At 62.2% G+C, this 18584-nt stretch carries 16 protein-coding genes; 5 read left to right on the top strand and 11 right to left on the bottom strand.

Annotated elements, in window-relative coordinates; translation table 11 throughout:
- Positions 1–3 precede the first annotated feature (3 nt).
- Positions 4–366 carry a glycine cleavage system protein GcvH gene (gene gcvH, locus AC3WWH_RS22905; protein ID WP_057250234.1) on the top strand — a complete coding sequence of 121 codons (363 nt, stop codon included), beginning with the start codon at positions 4–6 and terminating at the stop codon, positions 364–366.
- On the top strand, positions 366–3230 hold the full coding sequence (gcvP, locus tag AC3WWH_RS22900) for an aminomethyl-transferring glycine dehydrogenase (RefSeq protein ID WP_058324155.1): 2865 nt from the start codon (positions 366–368) through the stop codon (positions 3228–3230). The genes gcvH and gcvP overlap by 1 nt, the downstream gene beginning before the upstream one ends.
- A 164-nt stretch (positions 3231–3394) precedes the next feature.
- Here gcvP and AC3WWH_RS22895 read toward each other — a convergent pair whose 3' ends face one another.
- The 9 genes from AC3WWH_RS22895 to AC3WWH_RS22855 form a co-directional block, all read right to left on the bottom strand.
- Complete coding sequence (locus AC3WWH_RS22895; RefSeq protein WP_057250231.1) at positions 3395–3823, bottom strand: response regulator; 429 nt, start codon at positions 3821–3823, stop codon at positions 3395–3397.
- A gap of 10 nt (positions 3824–3833) precedes the next feature.
- Positions 3834–5339, bottom strand: coding sequence for a sensor histidine kinase (locus AC3WWH_RS22890; RefSeq protein WP_058324154.1), 1506 nt, complete (start codon positions 5337–5339; stop codon positions 3834–3836).
- A gap of 93 nt (positions 5340–5432) precedes the next feature.
- Positions 5433–5825: a Fe-S cluster assembly scaffold SufA gene (sufA, locus tag AC3WWH_RS22885; protein ID WP_057250226.1), complete on the bottom strand. Its 393-nt coding sequence runs from the start codon at positions 5823–5825 to the stop codon at positions 5433–5435.
- A gap of 97 nt (positions 5826–5922) precedes the next feature.
- Complete coding sequence (locus AC3WWH_RS22880) at positions 5923–6303, bottom strand: SUF system Fe-S cluster assembly protein (RefSeq protein WP_057250224.1); 381 nt, start codon at positions 6301–6303, stop codon at positions 5923–5925.
- Between the two features lie 69 nt (positions 6304–6372).
- A complete protein-coding gene (locus tag AC3WWH_RS22875; RefSeq protein ID WP_058324153.1) occupies positions 6373–7614 on the bottom strand; it encodes a cysteine desulfurase in 1242 nt (413 codons plus the stop codon).
- A gap of 128 nt (positions 7615–7742) precedes the next feature.
- A complete protein-coding gene (gene sufD / locus AC3WWH_RS22870; RefSeq protein ID WP_058324152.1) occupies positions 7743–9023 on the bottom strand; it encodes a Fe-S cluster assembly protein SufD in 1281 nt (426 codons plus the stop codon).
- A gap of 22 nt (positions 9024–9045) precedes the next feature.
- Entirely contained in the window at positions 9046–9801 is a 756-nt protein-coding gene (gene sufC, locus AC3WWH_RS22865; protein ID WP_057250217.1) for a Fe-S cluster assembly ATPase SufC, read from the bottom strand.
- Between the two features lie 80 nt (positions 9802–9881).
- On the bottom strand, positions 9882–11351 hold the full coding sequence (sufB, locus tag AC3WWH_RS22860) for a Fe-S cluster assembly protein SufB (RefSeq protein ID WP_492377284.1): 1470 nt from the start codon (positions 11349–11351) through the stop codon (positions 9882–9884).
- Positions 11352–11502: 151 nt separating this feature from the next.
- The gene (locus tag AC3WWH_RS22855; protein ID WP_058324150.1) at positions 11503–12669 is read right to left on the bottom strand and encodes a cysteine desulfurase family protein; all 1167 of its coding nucleotides are present in this window, start codon (positions 12667–12669) and stop codon (positions 11503–11505) included.
- A 224-nt stretch (positions 12670–12893) separates the two neighbouring features.
- Here AC3WWH_RS22855 and AC3WWH_RS22850 point away from each other — a divergent pair, with 224 nt between their 5' ends.
- Positions 12894–13571 (top strand): alpha/beta hydrolase, encoded by a 678-nt coding sequence (locus tag AC3WWH_RS22850; protein ID WP_057250211.1) that lies wholly within the window; start codon positions 12894–12896, stop codon positions 13569–13571.
- Between the two features lie 238 nt (positions 13572–13809).
- Positions 13810–14712, top strand: a complete 903-nt coding sequence (locus AC3WWH_RS22845; protein ID WP_348272226.1) for an alpha/beta fold hydrolase — start codon at positions 13810–13812, stop codon at positions 14710–14712.
- An 11-nt stretch (positions 14713–14723) separates the two neighbouring features.
- On the opposite strand, the gene AC3WWH_RS22840 is transcribed toward AC3WWH_RS22845, so the two are convergent.
- Both AC3WWH_RS22840 and AC3WWH_RS22835 read right to left on the bottom strand, forming a co-directional pair.
- Entirely contained in the window at positions 14724–15923 is a 1200-nt protein-coding gene (locus tag AC3WWH_RS22840) for a GGDEF domain-containing protein (protein WP_058324149.1), read from the bottom strand.
- A 135-nt stretch (positions 15924–16058) separates the two neighbouring features.
- A complete protein-coding gene (locus AC3WWH_RS22835; RefSeq protein WP_058324148.1) occupies positions 16059–17186 on the bottom strand; it encodes an anhydro-N-acetylmuramic acid kinase in 1128 nt (375 codons plus the stop codon).
- A gap of 98 nt (positions 17187–17284) precedes the next feature.
- On the opposite strand from AC3WWH_RS22835, the gene tyrS reads away from it, so the two are divergent.
- A complete protein-coding gene (tyrS, locus tag AC3WWH_RS22830) occupies positions 17285–18538 on the top strand; it encodes a tyrosine--tRNA ligase (RefSeq protein ID WP_058324147.1) in 1254 nt (417 codons plus the stop codon).
- The last annotated feature ends 46 nt before the right edge of the window (positions 18539–18584 follow it).

Raw genomic sequence — 18584 nt, 5'->3', positions numbered from 1 at the left:
CACATGTTGAAGTTCACTGAGGAACACGAGTGGCTGAAGATCGAAGCTGGTGTCGCAACCGTCGGCATCACCGAGCACGCCGCCGGCCAGCTTGGCGACCTCGTCTTCGTTGAGCTGCCGGAAACCGGCTCGACCTTCGCCAAGGGCGATACCGCCGCCACCGTCGAATCCGTCAAGGCAGCCTCCGACGTCTATTGTCCGCTTGACGGCGAAATCGTCGAAGTGAACCAGGCGATCGTCGACGACCCGTCGCTCGTCAACAGCGACCCGCAGGGTGCTGCCTGGTTCTTCAAGCTGAAGCTTGCCAATCCCAGCGAAGCCGACGCCCTTCTCGAAGAAGCGGCCTACAAGGAGCTCGTCGCCTGATGAGCATGCCCAAGGATTTCACCTTTACCGACTACAAGCCGTATGACTTCGCCAACCGGCGTCATATCGGCCCGTCGCCGGCCGAAATGGACGAGATGCTGAAGGTCGTCGGTTACCCGTCACTCGACGCGCTCATCGACGATACCGTGCCACCGTCGATCCGCCAGAAGACGCCGCTCGCCTGGGCCGCGCCGATGACCGAGCGCGAGGCGCTCGACAAGATGCGCGAAACGGCCAACCGCAACCAGAAGCTCGTGTCGCTGATCGGCCAGGGCTATTATGGCACGATCACGCCGCCGGTGATCCAGCGCAACATCCTGGAAAACCCGGCCTGGTACACGGCCTATACGCCCTACCAGCCGGAAATCAGCCAGGGCCGCCTCGAGGCGCTGCTCAACTACCAGACCATGGTCTGCGACCTGACCGGCCTCGACGTCGCCAACGCCTCTCTGCTCGACGAAGCGACCGCCGCAGCTGAAGCCATGGCGATGGCCGAGCGCGTCTCGAAGTCGAAGGCCAAGACCTTCTTCGTCGACGAGAACTGCCACCCGCAGACGATCGCTCTCCTGAAGACCCGCGCCGAGCCGCTCGGCTGGCAGATCGTCATCGGCAATCCCTTCACCGATCTCGATCCGGTCGATGTTTTCGGCGCGATCTTCCAGTATCCGGGCACCTACGGCCACGTGAACGATTTCACCGGCCTGATCGCCCGCCTGCACCAGACCGGCGCGATCGCAACCGTCGCCGCCGATCCGCTGGCGCTGGCTCTGCTGAAGTCGCCCGGAGAGATGGGCGCCGATATCGCTATCGGCTGCACCCAGCGCTTCGGCGTGCCGGTCGGCTATGGCGGTCCGCATGCGGCCTATATGGCGGTCAAGGACGCGCACAAGCGCTCCATGCCCGGCCGCCTCGTCGGCGTATCGGTCGATGCGCGCGGCAACCGCGCCTATCGCCTGTCTCTGCAGACCCGCGAACAGCACATCCGCCGCGAGAAAGCGACGTCGAACATCTGCACCGCCCAGGTGCTGCTCGCCGTCATGGCCTCGATGTACGCGGTGTTCCATGGACCGAAGGGCATCAAGGCGATCGCCCAGAGCGTTCACCAGAAGACCGTGCGTCTCGCCATGGGCCTTGAAAAACTCGGCTATACCGTAGAGCCCGATGTGTTCTTCGACACGATCACCGTCGAAGTCGGCAAGCTGCAGGGCATCATCCTCAAGACCGCGGTCGCCGAGGAAGTGAACCTGCGCAAGATCGGCGAGACCAAGATCGGCATCAGCCTTGACGAGCGCTCGCGCCCGGTCACGCTCGAAGCCGTCTGGCGCGCCTTCGGCGGCGACTTCAAGGTGGAACAGTTCGAGCCGGGTTACCGCCTGCCGCAGCCGCTGCTGCGCACAAGCGAGTACCTGATGCACCCGATCTTCCACATGAACCGCGCAGAAAGCGAGATGACGCGCTACATCCGCCGTCTGTCGGACCGCGACCTCGCGCTCGACCGGGCGATGATTCCGCTCGGCTCGTGCACGATGAAGCTCAACGCGACCGCGGAAATGCTGCCGATCACCTGGCCGGAATTCTCCGAGATCCATCCCTTCGTGCCGAAGGAGCAGGCGGCTGGCTACCAGCACATGATCGAGGACCTGTCGGAAAAGCTCTGCGCCGTCACCGGCTACGACGCGATCTCGATGCAGCCGAACTCGGGCGCGCAAGGTGAGTATGCCGGTCTGTTGACGATCCGCGCCTATCACATCGCCAACGGCAACGGCCATCGCGACGTCTGCCTGATCCCGACCTCGGCGCACGGCACCAACCCGGCCTCCGCGCAGATGGCCGGCATGAAGGTCGTCGTCATCAAGGTGAGTGAAAACGGCGACATCGACATGGACGATTTCCGTGCGAAAGCCGAGCAGTACGCGGAAAACCTCTCGTGCTGCATGATCACCTATCCGTCGACCCATGGCGTGTTCGAGGAGAACGTGCGTGAGGTCTGCGAGATCGTGCACAAGCACGGCGGCCAGGTCTACTTGGACGGCGCCAACATGAACGCCATGGTCGGCCTTGCCCGCCCCGGCGACATCGGTTCCGACGTCAGCCACCTCAACTTGCACAAGACCTTCTGCATCCCGCATGGCGGCGGCGGTCCCGGCATGGGCCCGATCGGCGTCAAGGCGCATCTGGCACCCTATCTGCCGGGCCATCCGGAAACGGACGGCCATGAGGGTGCGGTCTCGGCGGCTCCCTTCGGCTCGGCTTCGATCCTGCCGATCTCCTGGAGCTACTGCCTGATGATGGGCGGCGAAGGCCTGACCCAGGCGACGAAGGTGGCGATCCTCAACGCCAACTACATCGCTGCCCGCCTGAAGGGTGCCTACGAAGTGCTCTACAAGTCGTCGAAGGGCCGCGTGGCGCATGAGTGCATCATCGACACCCGTCCGCTGGTCGAAAGCGCCGGCGTCACCGTTGACGATGTGGCCAAGCGGCTGATCGACTGCGGTTTCCATGCGCCGACCATGAGCTGGCCGGTTGCCGGCACGCTGATGATCGAGCCGACGGAATCGGAAACCAAGGCCGAGATCGACCGCTTCTGCGATGCGATGCTGGCAATCCGCGAGGAAGCCCGCGCCATCGAGGAAGGCCGAATGGACAAGGTCAACAACCCGCTGAAGAACGCACCGCACACGGTCGAAGACCTGGTCGGCGAATGGGATCGTCCCTACTCGCGCGAACAGGCCTGCTACCCGCCGGGCGCCTTCCGGGTCGACAAGTACTGGTCGCCGGTCAACCGTGTCGACAACGTCTTTGGCGACCGCAATCTCGTCTGCACCTGCCCGCCGCTGGAAAGCTACGCGGAAGCGGCAGAGTAACGTCAATAAAGCCGGCGGGGCGCTCGCTCCGCCGGTTTCCTCAGCGCCTTCTGGCGCCCGTGGCACCGCGCAGCGCCTGCCCTCATCCAGATTGATTCCCGAAATCTACAAGGATCGACACCAGGACGTGACGCGTTCGTCCGCCCGCGTTTTTTGGCGCGCACTTACCGACGCGTGGTCATTCCGGGAGGCAGGATGGTGTTTTCAATCCAGAAGCGGACGAAGGCCTCGGCAAAGTGCCTGTAGCCGGCGACCGAAGCAGGTTTGGCGACATAGGCATTGGCGCCGGCGCGGTAGCAATGGAGCACGTCGGTCGGATTGCTGGATGACGTCAGCACGATGACCGGGATCAGGACGGTCGCCTGCCCCCTGCGGATGCGCCGCAGAAGCTCGATACCGTCGCTGCCGGGCATTTTGATATCCAGGAGCACAAAGTCGAAATGGGTGCGGGCAAGCTGGGCGATCGCGTCGTCCGCATCCGCCGCCAGCACCAGATCGATGGTCTCGTCGACCTGTGCGAAGGCACGCATGACGAAGCGCGCGTCGTGCGCGTCGTCCTCCACCAAGAGCAGTCGCTTTGGCGTCGAGACCACCTGTTCCGCCCTAGTTTGCCTTCCGTAGCCGCCTCGGAAGAAGCACGATGAAACGTGCGCCTTCGCGGAAGGTGGTGTCAAGTCGGATCGAGCCGTCGTGGCTTTCGGCTATGCGCTTGGCAAGTGCCAGACCTATCCCCGTGCCGCCATAGACGGTCTCGTCCTTGTGCAGCCGCTGGAACACATCGAAAATCCGCGTCGAAAAGCGCGGGTCGATGCCGATGCCATTGTCTTCGACCACCAGCTCAACGATCTGATCGGCGACGCCGCCGTGAATGCGGATCACCGGTTGGCGGTCGGTGTGCCGATACTTGATCGCATTGCCGATCAGGTTCTGGACCAGGCGGCGCAGAAGCTCCGGGTCCCCTTCCACTTCCGGCAGGTCGCCAACCTCGAAGGTTGCCTGCGCGTCCTGTATATCACCGGCCAAGATCGTCAGCGTCTCGGCAACAATGTCTGTGAGCCGTACCTCTGTCCAATGGGTGATCCGGTGCGCGATCTGCGCATAGTCGAGCAGGCTGTCGATCACCCTGTTCATGCGTTTCACGCTGTCGCGCAGATGACGCGCATTCTCGGCGAGTTCAGCCTGGCTTCCTGCCGCCAGATCGTCCTCGATCATTTCGGAGAACATGGAGATGTGTCTGAGCGGCGCTTTGAGGTCATGGGAGACCGTCGCGGTGAATTGATCGAGCGCCTCGTTCTTGTGCTCGAGTTCCTGCCGCTGGCGCTCGAGCGCGAGCTCGGCGCGTTTGAGATCGGTGACGTCGACGCGTGCGACGACGGTGTTACCGTCCTTCGCCTTGATATTCTCCACGCGCAGCCAACGATCATCGGCATAGCGGTATATCCTGGGTCGACCATCGGGGTGACGGAAATCGCGCAGGCGCGAAGCGATCCACTCGTCGCCCTCGCGGGTGCCCGGCAAGGCATCGGGATAATGGCCGCCCTGTCGCGCCAGAAGCAGGATCTCCTCGGCCGTGATGCCGGGCTTCAGCGCCGCGCCGGCCGGCCCGCAGATTGCGTGATACGCCCTGTTATAAACGACCAGCCGCTCTTGCCGGTCGAAAATGGCAAAGCCCTCTGGCATCGCTTCCAGCGCTGCGTTGAGCATATCGGAAGCCTTCTGCCGCTCGCCCACAGCCTCCGTGAAATCCGAAACGTCGCGGATGATGCCGATGAGCGCCAGTTCCTCGCCCTGGTCGTCGAGCAGCGGCGTCGTGCGAAGGTGGCCGGAAAATGTCGATCCGTCGCGCCTGACATAGAGATAGTTCGACGTCCGGGCCGCGGTTTCGTCGACGCGTGCCGCGCGGTTCCGCAGGCGCTTCTCGTATTCCGCGTCGTTGGCATAGATCAGCCGCACCGAGCGGTCGATGAATTCTTCTGAGGAATAGCCGAACTGACGAAGGGCGGCGTTGTTTGCGGAGCGGATGACGCGCTCGGCGTCGATGATGATCACCGGATCGGGAAACGTCTCGTAGAGCGCCTTGAAGACGAGATCCTCATTGAACGCCGCCATGCCCAATCCCCCGTTCCATGTTCAAGCATCTCAGCAGAAAAATGGCCCGGCGAAAACCGGGCCAACCTATCCGTTTGAAAGAATGGAGGAAATTTAGTTGGCGCGCACCACCGCATCGCCCTGTGCGGCCAGAGCCGCGAGGTCGGCGGGCTTCAGTTCGACCGATTCGCCACAGCCACAGGCGGACGTCTGGTTCGGATTGTTGAAGGTAAATCCGGAGCGCAGCGTCGTGACTTCGAAATCCATCTGCGTGCCAAGCAGGTAGAGCACGGCTTCGGGCGCCACCCAGACCCTGGCGCCCTGATGTTCGATCAGGTCGTCCTTGGGGTTGGGCTCGGTCACCAGGTCGACGGCATACTCCATGCCGGCGCAGCCACCCTTCTTGATGCCGACGCGAATGCCCTTGGCATCGGCACCGGCGCCTTCGACGATCGAACGGACGCGGTCGGCGGCAGAATCGGTCAGGCTCATTACGGCAAAGCCCATGGGCTCATTCTCCTTGTCGTCACCGGGGTAAAGGCCCGGCGCCTTACAGAATCAAATGTAGTATCCGTGCCTTAACGGATCAATATGCGGCGCCGGCTCAATACCAGCCGACAGCGACCTGCGCCTCCTCGGACATGCGGTCCGGTGTCCATGGCGGATCGAAGGTCATCGAGACTTCGACGCCCGATACGCCCTCGACGGCGCCGACGGCATTCTCGACCCAGCCCGGCATTTCGCCGGCAACCGGGCAGCCCGGTGCGGTCAGCGTCATGTCGATCTTGACCATCCGGTCGTCTTCGATGTCGATCTTGTAGATGAGGCCAAGCTCAAAGATGTCGGCCGGGATTTCCGGATCGTAGACGGTCTTCAGTGCGGCGATGATATCGTCGCTGAGGCGCGCCAGTTCCTCGGTCGGGATCGCCGAATGCACGATGCCCTCGCGGACATCGACCTTTTCTTCCGTTGCATCAAGGCTCATATCGGCCTCCTGGACTTTCTCTTTTGGTTCAAAAGACTACGAGAACTCTTTGAACCTTTTACCAATTTCTTAGGCGAAAAACTTGCGTGCATGCTCCAGCGCGTCCGCCAGCGCGTCCACTTCGGCCCTGGTATTATAGAGGCCGAAAGATGCACGGCATGTGGAGGTAACACCGAAGCGTTTCAAGAGCGGCTGAGCGCAATGCGTGCCGGCGCGAACAGCGACCCCGGCGCGATCGATGACCATCGAGACGTCGTGGGAATGGATGCCGGCGATCTCGAAGGCAAAAATGCTGCCCTTATCGGGCGCGTCGCCGAAAACCCGAAGCGAATTGACCGCCGAAAGACGCTCGCGCGCATAGGCCGTCAGGTCTGCCTCATGCGCCTGGATCGCTGCGCGGCCGAGCTTTTCCATGTAGTCGAGCGCGTAGCCAAGCCCGATCGCCTGTACGATCGGCGGCGTGCCCGCCTCGAAGCGGTGCGGCGGATCGTTGTAGGTGACGTAATCTTCGGTCACCACCTCGATCATCTCGCCGCCGCCGAGGAACGGCCGCATCTCCTTCAGTCGGTCCATCTTGCCGTAGAGCACGCCGACCCCGGAGGGGCCGTAAAGCTTGTGGCCGGTCATCACGTACCAGTCGCAATCGATGTCCTGGACGTCGACCGGCATGTGCACGGCACCCTGGCTGCCGTCGACCAGAACCGGGATGCCGCGTTCGCGAGCGATGCGGCAGATCTCCTTGACCGGAACCACCGTACCCAGCGCATTCGACATATGGGTGATGGCGATGAGCTTGGTGCGGTCCGTCAGGCATTTGACGAAGTCTTCGACGTGGAACGCGCCGTTCTCGTCCACCGGCGCCCAGACAAGCTTGGCGCCCTGACGCTCACGGATGAAGTGCCAGGGAACGATGTTGGAGTGGTGCTCCATGATCGACAGCACGATCTCGTCACCCTCGCCGAGCTTCGGCATGCCGTAGCCATAGGCGACCGTGTTGATCGCTTCGGTCGAGGATTTGGTGAAGATGATGTTGTCGGGCGAAGGGGCATTCAGGAAGCGGCGCACCTTATCGCGCGCCGCCTCATAGGCTTCCGTCGCGGCATTCGACAGGAAATGCAGGCCGCGATGGACGTTGGCATATTCGTTGGAATAGGCATGGGCCACCGCGTCGATCACGACCTGTGGTTTCTGCGCCGATGCGCCGTTGTCGAGATAGACAAGCGGCTTGCCATAAACGGTTCGCGACAGGATCGGGAAATCCTTGCGGATCGCTTCGACGTCGTAGGCAGGCACCGGTACGGAGTGTTCCATGTCTTTCAATCCAATTTCGCTACAGCGCCGCGCGTCATTCCAGACGCGCTAAGGTCGCTGTAACATGTTGAACTGCTGCATAATTCTATCCCTAAATCGCTTCCGAATTAAGGAATTACGCAATAGCCTTAGGCGTGCTTGTCGAGCCAGGTCGAGATGACGTCTTCGAGTGCCTCGACCAGCGCTTCGTGCTCTTCCAGCTCTTCGACGATCTCGGCGACGAAGGCGTTGACGAGCATCGCCCGCGCCTTGTTCTCCGGAATGCCGCGCGCCAGCATGTAGAAGAGCTGGGTGTGGTCGATGTCGGTAACCGTCGCACCGTGACCGCACTGGACGTCGTCCGCGAAGATCTCCAGTTCCGGTTTCGCCGACAGGTCGGCATCGTCGGACAAGAGCAGCGTGTTGCACGCCATCTTCGCGTCGGTCTTCTGGGCGTCCTTGGCGACCAGGATCTTGCCCTGGAAGACGCCCTTGGCGCGGTCGAACACGACGTTGCGGATGACCTCCGTCGAGGTCGTGTGCGGCACGTTGTGGCCGAGCGTGAAGGTCACGTCCGTGTGGCTTTCACCACCGAGCAGGTTGATGCCGCGCAGCTTGAAATCCGCGCCCTCGCCGCTCGTCTTGCCGTGGATCTCCTGGCGCACCAGCTTGCCGCCGGCATTGATGACGAAGAGATGCAGCTTGGCGTTCTTGCCGAGGTCGAAGCGGAGCTGGCCGAGATGGGTATCGGAAATGCCCTGCTGCTGCAGGATGATCCAGATGATCTCGGAACCTTCCGCAAGCGTCACGTCGCTGACAGACGAGACGAAGCTCTCGCCGGCATCGGTCGAAAGATGCCGCTCGATCACGGTTGCCTTGGTGTTGGCGCCGAAGGCGACCGGGAAGCGCGTATGCGCCTGGCCGAGGCTCTGCACCAGCTGGATTTCCAGCGGATCTTCCAGAGCAGTTTCAGCAGCCACGTCGATTTCGAGACCGCCGCGGACAAGACCGCCATTGATGCGGCCGATCGCGTCGTCAAAGCCGAGCACGGCGAGGCCGGCGGCCGCCGAACCGTCGAGCAGGCTGTCGACATAGGAACGGACGGTCACGCCATCAGGCAGGCTGGCCTTGACCTCAGCCTGGCCGTTGCGGACGGAAAGTACTGTCGAGCCCGGAACCAGCGCATCGACGCGATCGGCAAAGGCCGTCGGGTCGGCGGCCGGCACTGCGCGCAGCAGGGTGCGCAGGTCGGTATAGTGCCAGGATTCGACGCGGCGGGTCGGCAGGCCAGCCGTCTTCAGTTCGTGCACCAGCGTGTCGCGGACCGAGAGAACTGAACCATCACCCGGCAAATCGCCGATCTGCGCGGTATAGGCATCGACGAGCGCCGTCTCGGCCGCCGTCATCTTGATTGCCTGTTGCATATTCATTCGAACACTCCTTCAACAGGCGTCAAGCCGCGGCATCGATGATGTCGGCGTAGCCGTTGGCTTCGAGTTCGTGCGCCAGCATCTTGTCGCCCGACTTGATCACTTGGCCCTTGTAGAGGACGTGCACCGTGTCCGGAACGATATAATCGAGCAGGCGCTGGTAGTGGGTGATGACGACGACGGCGCGGTCCGGCGAGCGCAGCGCGTTGACGCCGTCGGCGACGATCTTCAGCGCGTCGATGTCGAGGCCCGAGTCTGTCTCGTCGAGCACGCACAGCTTCGGCTGAAGCAGCGACATCTGCAGGATTTCGGCGCGCTTCTTCTCACCGCCGGAGAAGCCGACGTTCAGCGGACGGCGCAGCATTTCCGGAGCGATCTTGAGCTCGGCTGCAGCTTCCTTGACGCGGCGCATGAATTCCGGCGTCGTCAATTCGTCTTCGCCGCGATACTTGCGCTGTTCGTTCATTGCCACCTTCAGGAACTGCATGGTGGCGACGCCGGGGATTTCGACCGGATACTGGAAGGCAAGGAAGATGCCCTTGGCCGCACGCTCGGAAGCGTCGAGTTCCAGGATGCTCTCGCCGTTATAGAGGATGTCGCCTTCGGTGACTTCGTAGTCTTCACGGCCCGAGAGGATGTAGGAGAGCGTCGATTTGCCGGAGCCGTTCGGGCCCATGATGGCAGCAACTTCGCCTGCCTTCACCGTGAGGTTCAGGCCACGGATGATTTCGGTGCCATCTTCGGCGATGCGGGCATGCAGGTTCTTGATTTCAAGCATTTCTATCGTCCTCTTGGGAAACGAACGTTTGTTCGCGCGCAAACACGACGTGCGCGCCATTCAATATTCAGTTCAGGGCCTTAGCCGACGGAGCCTTCCAGCGAGATGCCAATCAGCTTCTGCGCTTCGACGGCGAATTCCATCGGCAGTTCCTGGATGACTTCCTTGACGAAGCCGTTGACGATCAGCGCGATCGCCGCTTCGGTCGGGATGCCGCGCTGCAGGCAGTAGAACAGCTGGTCCTCGGAGATCTTGGACGTCGTGGCTTCATGCTCGAACTGCGCCGTCGAGTTCTTCGCCTCGATATAGGGCACGGTGTGCGCGCCGCACTTGTCGCCGATCAAAAGCGAATCGCACTGGGTGAAGTTGCGGGCGTTCTCGGCCTTGCGGTGGGCCGAGACCTGGCCGCGATAGGTGTTTTCCGAAACGCCGGCAGCGATGCCCTTGGAGACGATGCGGCTCGACGTGTTCTTGCCGAGGTGGATCATCTTGGTGCCCGAGTCGATCTGCTGGTGGCCGTTCGAGACCGCGATCGAATAGAACTCGCCGCGCGAACCGTCGCCGCGCAGGATGCAGGACGGATACTTCCAGGTGATCGCCGAGCCGGTTTCGACCTGCGTCCAGGAGATCTTGGAGTTCTTGCCACGGCAATCGCCACGCTTGGTGACGAAGTTGTAGATGCCGCCCTTGCCTTCCTTGTCGCCCGGATACCAGTTCTGCACCGTCGAGTACTTGATCTCGGCCTCATCGAGGGCGACGAGCTCGACGACGGCAGCGTGAAGCTGGTTCTCGTCGCGCTGCGGCGCCGTGCAGCCTTCGAGATAGGACACGTAGGCGCCCTCTTCGGCGATGATCAGCGTGCGTTCGAACTGGCCGGTGTTCTTCTCGTTGATGCGGAAATAGGTGGAGAGCTCCATCGGGCAACGAACGCCCTTCGGCACGTAGACGAAGGAACCGTCGGTGAAGACCGCGGAGTTCAGCGTCGCATAGTAGTTGTCGGTCGTCGGAACGACGGAGCCGAGATACTTCTGCACCAGCTCGGGATGTTCGCGGATCGCCTCGGAGATCGACATGAAGATCACGCCGGCCTTCTTCAGCTCTTCCTTGAAGGTGGTGACGACCGAGACGCTGTCGAACACGGCATCGACGGCGATCCTCGACTTCTGCACGCCGGCGAGGAATTCCTGTTCCTTCAGCGGAATGCCGAGCTTTTCGTAGACCTTGAGGATTTCGGGGTCGACCTCGTCGAGCGACGTCGGACCGGTCATGCCCTTCGGCGCTGCATAGTAGTAGATGTCGTTGAAGTCGATCTTCGGATAGCTGACGCGGGCCCAGGTCGGCTCGTCGAGCGTCAACCAGCGGCGATAGGCGCCAAGGCGCCACTCGAGCATCCATTCCGGCTCGTTCTTCTTGGCCGAAATGAAGCGGATGATGTCTTCCGACAGGCCCTTCGGGGCCTTCTCGACTTCAATGGTCGTTTCGAAGCCGTATTTGTACTGGTCGACGTCGATCTGACGGACCTGATCAATGGTCTCCTGCACGGCAGGCATGTCGTTCTCCAATCTTTCCGGATCCAAGGTCCGGTAGCTTGTCAACACGATGCGACTGAGCGCATCGCTTATGTAATGGCTAAAAGGCGCTTTTCACCCTGTTTGCCAAGCGGAAAATTGCTTTTCCGCAATTTCGTCCCATCGCCTCGCCTTAGGCCGCCTGCCCCGGCGCCCGGCGTCTTGCTGCTACCTTTGCGAAGGCGGCGGCGCAACGTTCGATTTCAGCCGCGGTCGTCGCCTCGCCGATCGAGATCCGCAGCGCACCCTGGCGCGGATCGTAGCCCATCGCCGTCAGCACGTGACTCTGTCCCACCTTGCCGGACGAACAGGCCGATCCGGCCGAAAGCGCGACGCCTTCGAGATCGAAGGCGATCTGTCCCGTCTCGGCTTTCAGGCCAGGGAGCGTGAAGAATGTCGTGTTGCCAACGCGCGAAACGTCGCGGCCGTGTATGACCACATCCGTTGCCGCTTTCAGCATCTCGCCTTCGAGCTTGTCGCGCAACGCTCCAACGGCGCTCATCCGCTGGCCAACGCCTTCGCCGACCTTTCTGGCGGCGGCGGCAAAGCCGGCAATCGCCACAGGATTTTCAGTCCCGGAACGATGCCCCTTCTCCTGCCCGCCGCCGCGGATCAGCGGTGCGGGCATCAACACCTCGCCGCGCGCCACCAGCGCGCCTGCGCCTTTCGGGCCACCGATCTTGTGCGAGGAGAGAATGAGAAAATCGGCGTTCAGCTCTTCGATCGCCAGCGGCAGCCGGCCCGCGGCCTGCACCGCGTCGACGACAAGTATACCACCTTTGGCGCGAACGATTTCGGCAATCTCGGCAATTGGCTGAATGATGCCGGTCTCGTTGTTGACCAGCATGACGGCGACCATCGGCAAGCCAAGTTCACGGTCATGCGCTGCGAGCAGTTCGCGAAGCACCTGAAGATCGACGACACCCGCCGAGGTCACCGGGATTTCGCAAACGGCTTCGCGCGCAAAGCGTCCGCCTTCGCGTATCGCAGGGTGTTCGATCGCCGACGCGTATAGCCGGCTGATCTTGAGCGGTGTGCGGCCCATGCGGAAATCTGGCGTCAGCACCAGATTGGCCGCTTCCGTCGCCCCGCTGGTAAAGATGACGCTGGCAGCTTTCGCACCGCAAAGGGCGGCCACATCACGGCGGGCATTTTCGATGAGCGTGCGCAGCGCACGGCCCTCGCCGTGGACGGAAGAAGGGTTGCCGACGAGGTCGAGCGCGAACAGGCAGGCCTCGCGCGCTTCGCTCAGAAGCGGCGCCGTGGCATTCCAGTCCATGTAGATGCGCGAACCCGACATGATTTCCTTCGCTAGACCAACAGGCCGCAAGCCGGCAACCTCTGGCGATGCATTTTCCTTGAATTTTCCGCGTCGCTTGCCTTAAGAGACGAAGCACAAGGCGGAATGCCCGCACAGAAGTTTTGAACGGTTCTAAACTAGGTTTTAGAAAAGCTGACTGCTTTCGTCAAGACTGATCGCGATCTGAACCCAAGATTCGAACCAGGAACACTCCCGGAGAGCCAATGCCCGAAATCATTTTCAACGGACCCGCCGGCCGCCTCGAAGGCCGTTATCAGCCTTCGAAGCAGAAGAGCGCCCCGATCGCCATCATCCTGCACCCGCATCCGCAGTTCGGCGGCACGATGAACAATCAGATCGTCTACCAGCTCTTCTATATGTTCCAGAAGCGCGGCTTCACCACGCTCCGTTTCAATTTCCGTGGCATCGGTCGCAGCCAGGGTGAGTTCGACCACGGCGCCGGCGAACTGTCGGATGCGGCGTCCGCGCTCGATTGGGTGCAGAGCCTGCATCCGGATTCCAAGAGCTGCTGGGTTGCCGGCTATTCCTTCGGCGCCTGGATCGGCATGCAGCTCCTGATGCGCCGTCCGGAGATCGAAGGCTTCATGGCCGTGGCACCGCAGCCGAACATCTACGACTTTTCGTTCCTGGCGCCCTGCCCGTCCTCCGGCCTGATCATCAACGGAGATTCCGACAAGGTCGCGCCGGAGAAGGACGTGAACGGTCTCGTCGAGAAGCTGAAGGCGCAGAAGGGCATTCTCATCACCCACCGCACGGTGCCCGGCGCCAACCACTTCTTCAATGGTCAGGTCGACGGACTGATGGGCGAATGCGAGGACTATCTCGACCGTCGCCTGAACGGCGAACTGACGCCGGAGCCGGCCGCCAAGCGCATTCGCTGACCGTTTGGTAGATTGAGCAGTAGAGCCGTGCGTTCTTCGGACCGCACGGCTCTTTTCGTTTGCGGCGAGCTTTGCGTACGTTTGAGCGCTGCGCCGCGTCGCTGTTACCCTCATTTAACTCCGAAGCCCGGTCGTCCTTCACCCGGTGGGGTGATTTCAGAGCCGCGCAAACGGCGTATGGTGCAAGTCTGAGCTGTTTAAAGGACGGCAGGGTTATTTGGAGTTGATCCGTTTGTCCGTGCTGGCGTGCGCGTCACGCCAGGCGCTTTTTTGGGGGATCGCGATGACGGGAATGTTGGGCGTTTCATTTGGCGAACCGAAATGGCAGACCCTTCCGGATACTCCGGCGCTTCCAGCGGCCACGCAGAACGGGTTCGTACCGGTATCGGGTGCGGAAATCTGGTACTCGGTCTACGGCACAGGCGAGCCCATCATCATGTTGCATGGAGGCCTGGCCAATTCCGACTATTGGGGGCGCCAGGTTCCTGAACTCGCCAAGTTCTACCAAGTCATCGTTCTCGACAGCCGCGGCCACGGCCGCAGCACCTGGGACAACCTTGTCGGTTACGACCTCATGGTTTCCGACGTCGTGGGGGTGATGGAACAGCTGAACATACCCAGAAGTGCCATTGTCGGCTGGAGCGACGGTGCCATTACCGGCCTCAAGCTGGCGATGCTGCATCCCGAGCGGGTCAGCGGCGTATTCGCCTTCGGGGCAAACAGCAACCCGTCCGGAACCTTCGATCTAACCAATAGCGCCATGTTCAACGCATACGAGGCCCGGGCCCGCGTCGAGTACGAGCGGTTGTCCCGCACTCCCGGCGGATACGCTGCCTTCTATGATCAGATGCTGAAGATGTGGACCTCACAGCCAAACATGACGGACCGCGATCTCCAGGGAATCCGGGTTCCCGTCTGGGTCGTGGATGGCGATCACGAGGAAGTCATCAAGCGAACGGATACACTGTTCATCGCCGACAACATTCCGAACTCCGGTTTGCTGATCCAACCGGAAGTCAGTCACTTCTCCCTCTTGCAGGATCCTGACCAGTTCACTCTGGACATTCTTCGCTTTCTGCAGGCGAAGGGTATCGGCAAGACATCCGGCGCGCTTGCGGACGCCCGTCCAATCTATGCTTGAGCCCGCGGCCCCTAGGGGCGACCGACCCACTGCGGCACGGTCGGATTGACGACCGTGGTCGGCGTCTCCGTGCATTCGACCCGATTGCGCCCGTTTGCCTTGGCCGAGTAGAGCGCCATGTCGGCGCGCTGCATGACGGGATCCAAGGCCTCGCCGCTGCCGACGGCGGTGACGCCGAAGCTCGCCGTCACGCGCGCTGCTTCCGGCAGGCCGGCGATTTGCTGGGACATGATGGCAGCGCGCATGCCGTGCGCGACGACGCGCGCTTCTGACAAGTCCGTGCAGGGCAGAAACACCGCGAATTCCTCACCGCCAAGGCGGCCTGCCACGGCACGGTTCGGCATGACGTCCATCAGCACCCGCGCAAAACGACGGATCACCTCGTCGCCGGCGAGGTGGCCATAGGTGTCGTTGACCAACTTGAAGCGATCGAGGTCGGCGAGGATAAGCGTGCCCGGCGTCTGGGTCGCACGCGCATGCAAGAGCGGCATGACGCGATCCATGAAGCCACGGCGATTGTAGAGCCCCGAAAGCAGGTCGATTTCCGAACGGGCCTGAACATCGTCGACGATGTCCTTCACCATCACGCCGAGCATGGCAAGCCCTGCCCCGACGATCAGCATTGCGCCGAGTGCCTGGGAAATGAGCGCGAATGGGCTCGAGACGTAGTCCTGGGCGGTGACGCCCGAGCCGGCTGCAACTGCGGCATAGATTTTCACGAGATAATAGAGCGAGCAGAGCGCCAGAAGACCGAAAAGCAGCCAGTCGAAGAACGAGCGTCGCCCCGAGCGCAGCACCACGGACGCGGTCCACACCTGGATCAGGAAGAAAGGCATCTGGTAAGGGATGGCGTGCTGCCAGGTGCCGCGCGGCAAATCGTAGATCGCCATGTCCAGCGCAACGCCCACGACGAAACACGCGGCAAGTACCGGCCAACGCACCGGAACCTGATAGAAGAGGCCGAGGCCGAACCGCAGAAGACAGAAGCCGCCGAGCACGCAGGCGAAGGCGCCGATGGCAAAGAGCCGCGGTGTCGACGAGAAGGGAACGATCGCTTCGCAAACGGCAGCAAGCGACGCGACGGTAAAACCGGCCGCGCACCACAGCGCCGCGCGGCGCTGTCGGCTCTTTACGGCAATGGTGAGGAATGCGACCGTGAAAATCTGCGCAATGATAAAGTTCACAGCCAGCAGAGAGATCGCACCACCCATCGAAGAACCCGAAACCTTCGTCCTGCGGCTAGCCGCCTTTCGCCACCTCCGGTGGTCGCGGAGGCCGATCCTAATTGGCCGATGCGAAGAATTGATTAATCCATTCGGTGGATAGCATATACCGTTTCGGGCCTATCAGCGAGCAGGTCTGGCGGCTTGTTTTCCGCCCGTGACAGGCCGCCGGACCCCGGTCGTTCCCGGATAGGTCAGCGGCAAGCCCTGCAGCGATCTTACGGCGAGATAGGCCCAGGCCTCGGCCTCCATGGAATCGCCGTTAAAGCCGGCGTCCTCCGCCGGCAGCACCGCTGCACCCTCTTCCTTGGCGAGCGCCGCGAGGTCGCGCATGATCACCGGATTGAGGCGGCCGCCGCCGCAGATGATGTAGGTCGATGGCCGCTGCGGCAGGTGTACGGCCGACTTGAGGATCGCCGCTGCGGTCACATGGGCAAGCGTGCGGGCGCCGTCGGCAAGACCGGCGTCGCTTCCCGTCGGCGGCGCAAAATCGTTTCGGTCGAGCGACCGGCGCTGCTTCGCGGTGAAAAAGGGATTGGCGAGGTAGCGCTCCGCGAGATCGGGAAGAACGGCGCCCTCGCTGGCGATCATGCCGCCCTGGTCAAAGGGAATGCCGGCACGGGCCTCGACCCATTGATCGATCAGCGCGTTGCCCGGGCCGCTGTCATAGGCAACGAGCGTTTCGCCCGCGCCGATGAAGGTCAGGTTGGAAATGCCGCCGATATTGACGAAGACGACCGGCGCCGCGAGACCGGCTGCACCCCGCGCCAGAGCGGCGTGATAGGCGGGGATCAGCGGCGCGCCCTGCCCGCCATGCACCATGTCGTTGGCGCGCATGTCGTAGACGACGTCAATAGCCGTTTCGCCGGCAAGCAGCGGGCCGTCGCCGACCTGTACCGTCAGGGCTTCGTCGGGACGGTGCAGCACGGTCTGCCCGTGGAAGCCGATCACGTCGATAGCCGTCGGCGACAGGTCGTTTTGCTGCAGGAAGGCTTTGACTGCTTCGGCATGCCGCAGCGTCAGGTCGCGCTCAAGCTGCGACAGCGCGCCGGGCCTTTGATCCCGTTGCGTGATCGTCTTTGCGTCGACCAGTCCCTGCTTCAGCCGGTCGCGAAAGCGGGCGTCATAGGCAAAGCCGGCGGAGGGGCCGCGCTCGACGATGTCTTCGCCGTCCGTCCTCAGCATGGCGACGTCGATGCCGTCCATGCTCGTGCCGCTCATCAGGCCGATTGCCGTTCTTGTCCGTGTCATGCCGTCAACATTTCCAGAATCACTTTTGAAGTGATTATGCGCGGAAACAGTGCTAAACGCCCGTTCGTTCAAAAACTTCCCCGCAAGAGAGACAGAATATGTCCGGTTTCAAGTCCGATTTCCTTCACACCCTCAGCGAGCGTGGTTTCATCCACCAGATCTCCGACGAGTCTGGCCTGGATGAACTGTTCCGGAAGGAAATCGTGACGGCCTATATCGGCTTCGACCCGACCGCACCGAGCCTGCATGCCGGCGGTCTCATTCAGATCATGATGCTGCACTGGATGCAGGCGACCGGCCATCGGCCGATCTCGCTGATGGGCGGTGGCACCGGCATGGTGGGCGATCCGTCCTTCAAGGATGAGGCGCGCCAGTTGATGACGCCGGCGACGATCGAAGCCAATATCGCCAGCATCAAGACGGTCTTCTCCAACTATCTCACCTATGGCGACGGCCCCAAGGACGCGTTGATGATCAACAACGCCGACTGGCTGCTCGGCATCAACTACCTCGAGTTCCTGCGCGACGTCGGCCGTCACTTCTCGGTCAACCGCATGCTGTCCTTCGACAGCGTCAAGACGCGGCTCGATCGCGAGCAATCGCTGTCGTTCCTCGAGTTCAACTACATGATCCTGCAGGCCTACGACTTCGTGGAACTGCACAAGCGCACCGGCTGCCGCCTGCAGATGGGGGGATCGGACCAGTGGGGCAACATCATCAACGGCATCGACCTCGGCCACCGCATGGGTACGCCGCAGCTCTATGCGCTGACCTCGCCGCTGTTGACGACGTCGTCGGGCGCCAAGATGGGCAAGTCGGTCAACGGCGCGATCTGGCTCAACCCGGATATGCTGTCGGCCTATGACTTCTGGCAGTACTGGCGCAACACCGAGGACGCGGACGTCACCCGCTTCCTGAAGCTCTATACGACGCTGCCGATGGCCGAGATCGAGCGGTTGTCGAAGCTTGGCGGGTCGGAGATCAACGAGGTCAAGAAGATCCTGGCGACGGAAATCACCGCCATGCTGCACGGTCGCCCTGCCGCCGAGCAGGCCGCGGAGACTGCGCGCAAGACCTTCGAGGAAGGCGCGCTCGCCGACAACCTGCCTTCGGTCGAAATCCCGACCGCCGAGCTCGAAGCCGGCCTCGGGCTTTTGACGCTGATCGTGCGCGCCGGCCTCGCCGCCTCCAACGGCGAAGCCCGTCGCCACGTGCAAGGCGGTGCCGTCAGGATCAACGACGAGGCGGTCAGCGACGAGCGTCGCCTGATCGGCACCGGTGACGTCACCGCCGATAATGTCGTCAAGCTGTCGCTCGGCAAGAAGAAGCACATCCTCGTGCGCCCGGCTTGAGCCGAGCCACAACGAATAGATGACTGAGGCCGGCCACCACGCCGGC

The sequence above is a fragment of the Ensifer sp. EB106-03-01-XG145 genome, assembly GCF_058792075.1.
Note: the sequence above shows the minus strand (reverse complement) of the source record. Positions and strands in the feature narration are given on the sequence as shown.

What these genes read in the sequence shown, in the direction of transcription:
- AC3WWH_RS22835 (WP_058324148.1), bottom strand. Translation starts at nt 17,186, where the DNA reads ATGACACGGACAAGAACGGCAATCGGCCTGATGAGCGGCACGAGCATG.
- gcvP (WP_058324155.1), top strand. Translation starts at nt 366, where the DNA reads ATGAGCATGCCCAAGGATTTCACCTTTACCGACTACAAGCCGTATGAC.
- AC3WWH_RS22840 (WP_058324149.1), bottom strand. Translation starts at nt 15,923, where the DNA reads ATGGGTGGTGCGATCTCTCTGCTGGCTGTGAACTTTATCATTGCGCAG.
- sufD (WP_058324152.1), bottom strand. Translation starts at nt 9,023, where the DNA reads ATGAATATGCAACAGGCAATCAAGATGACGGCGGCCGAGACGGCGCTC.
- sufA (WP_057250226.1), bottom strand. Translation starts at nt 5,825, where the DNA reads ATGGGCTTTGCCGTAATGAGCCTGACCGATTCTGCCGCCGACCGCGTC.
- AC3WWH_RS22855 (WP_058324150.1), bottom strand. Translation starts at nt 12,669, where the DNA reads ATGTCGGGTTCGCGCATCTACATGGACTGGAATGCCACGGCGCCGCTT.
- gcvH (WP_057250234.1), top strand. Translation starts at nt 4, where the DNA reads ATGTTGAAGTTCACTGAGGAACACGAGTGGCTGAAGATCGAAGCTGGT.
- AC3WWH_RS22880 (WP_057250224.1), bottom strand. Translation starts at nt 6,303, where the DNA reads ATGAGCCTTGATGCAACGGAAGAAAAGGTCGATGTCCGCGAGGGCATC.
- AC3WWH_RS22850 (WP_057250211.1), top strand. Translation starts at nt 12,894, where the DNA reads ATGCCCGAAATCATTTTCAACGGACCCGCCGGCCGCCTCGAAGGCCGT.
- sufB (WP_492377284.1), bottom strand. Translation starts at nt 11,351, where the DNA reads ATGCCTGCCGTGCAGGAGACCATTGATCAGGTCCGTCAGATCGACGTC.
- sufC (WP_057250217.1), bottom strand. Translation starts at nt 9,801, where the DNA reads ATGCTTGAAATCAAGAACCTGCATGCCCGCATCGCCGAAGATGGCACC.
- AC3WWH_RS22890 (WP_058324154.1), bottom strand. Translation starts at nt 5,339, where the DNA reads ATGGCGGCGTTCAATGAGGATCTCGTCTTCAAGGCGCTCTACGAGACG.
- AC3WWH_RS22875 (WP_058324153.1), bottom strand. Translation starts at nt 7,614, where the DNA reads ATGGAACACTCCGTACCGGTGCCTGCCTACGACGTCGAAGCGATCCGC.
- tyrS (WP_058324147.1), top strand. Translation starts at nt 17,285, where the DNA reads ATGTCCGGTTTCAAGTCCGATTTCCTTCACACCCTCAGCGAGCGTGGT.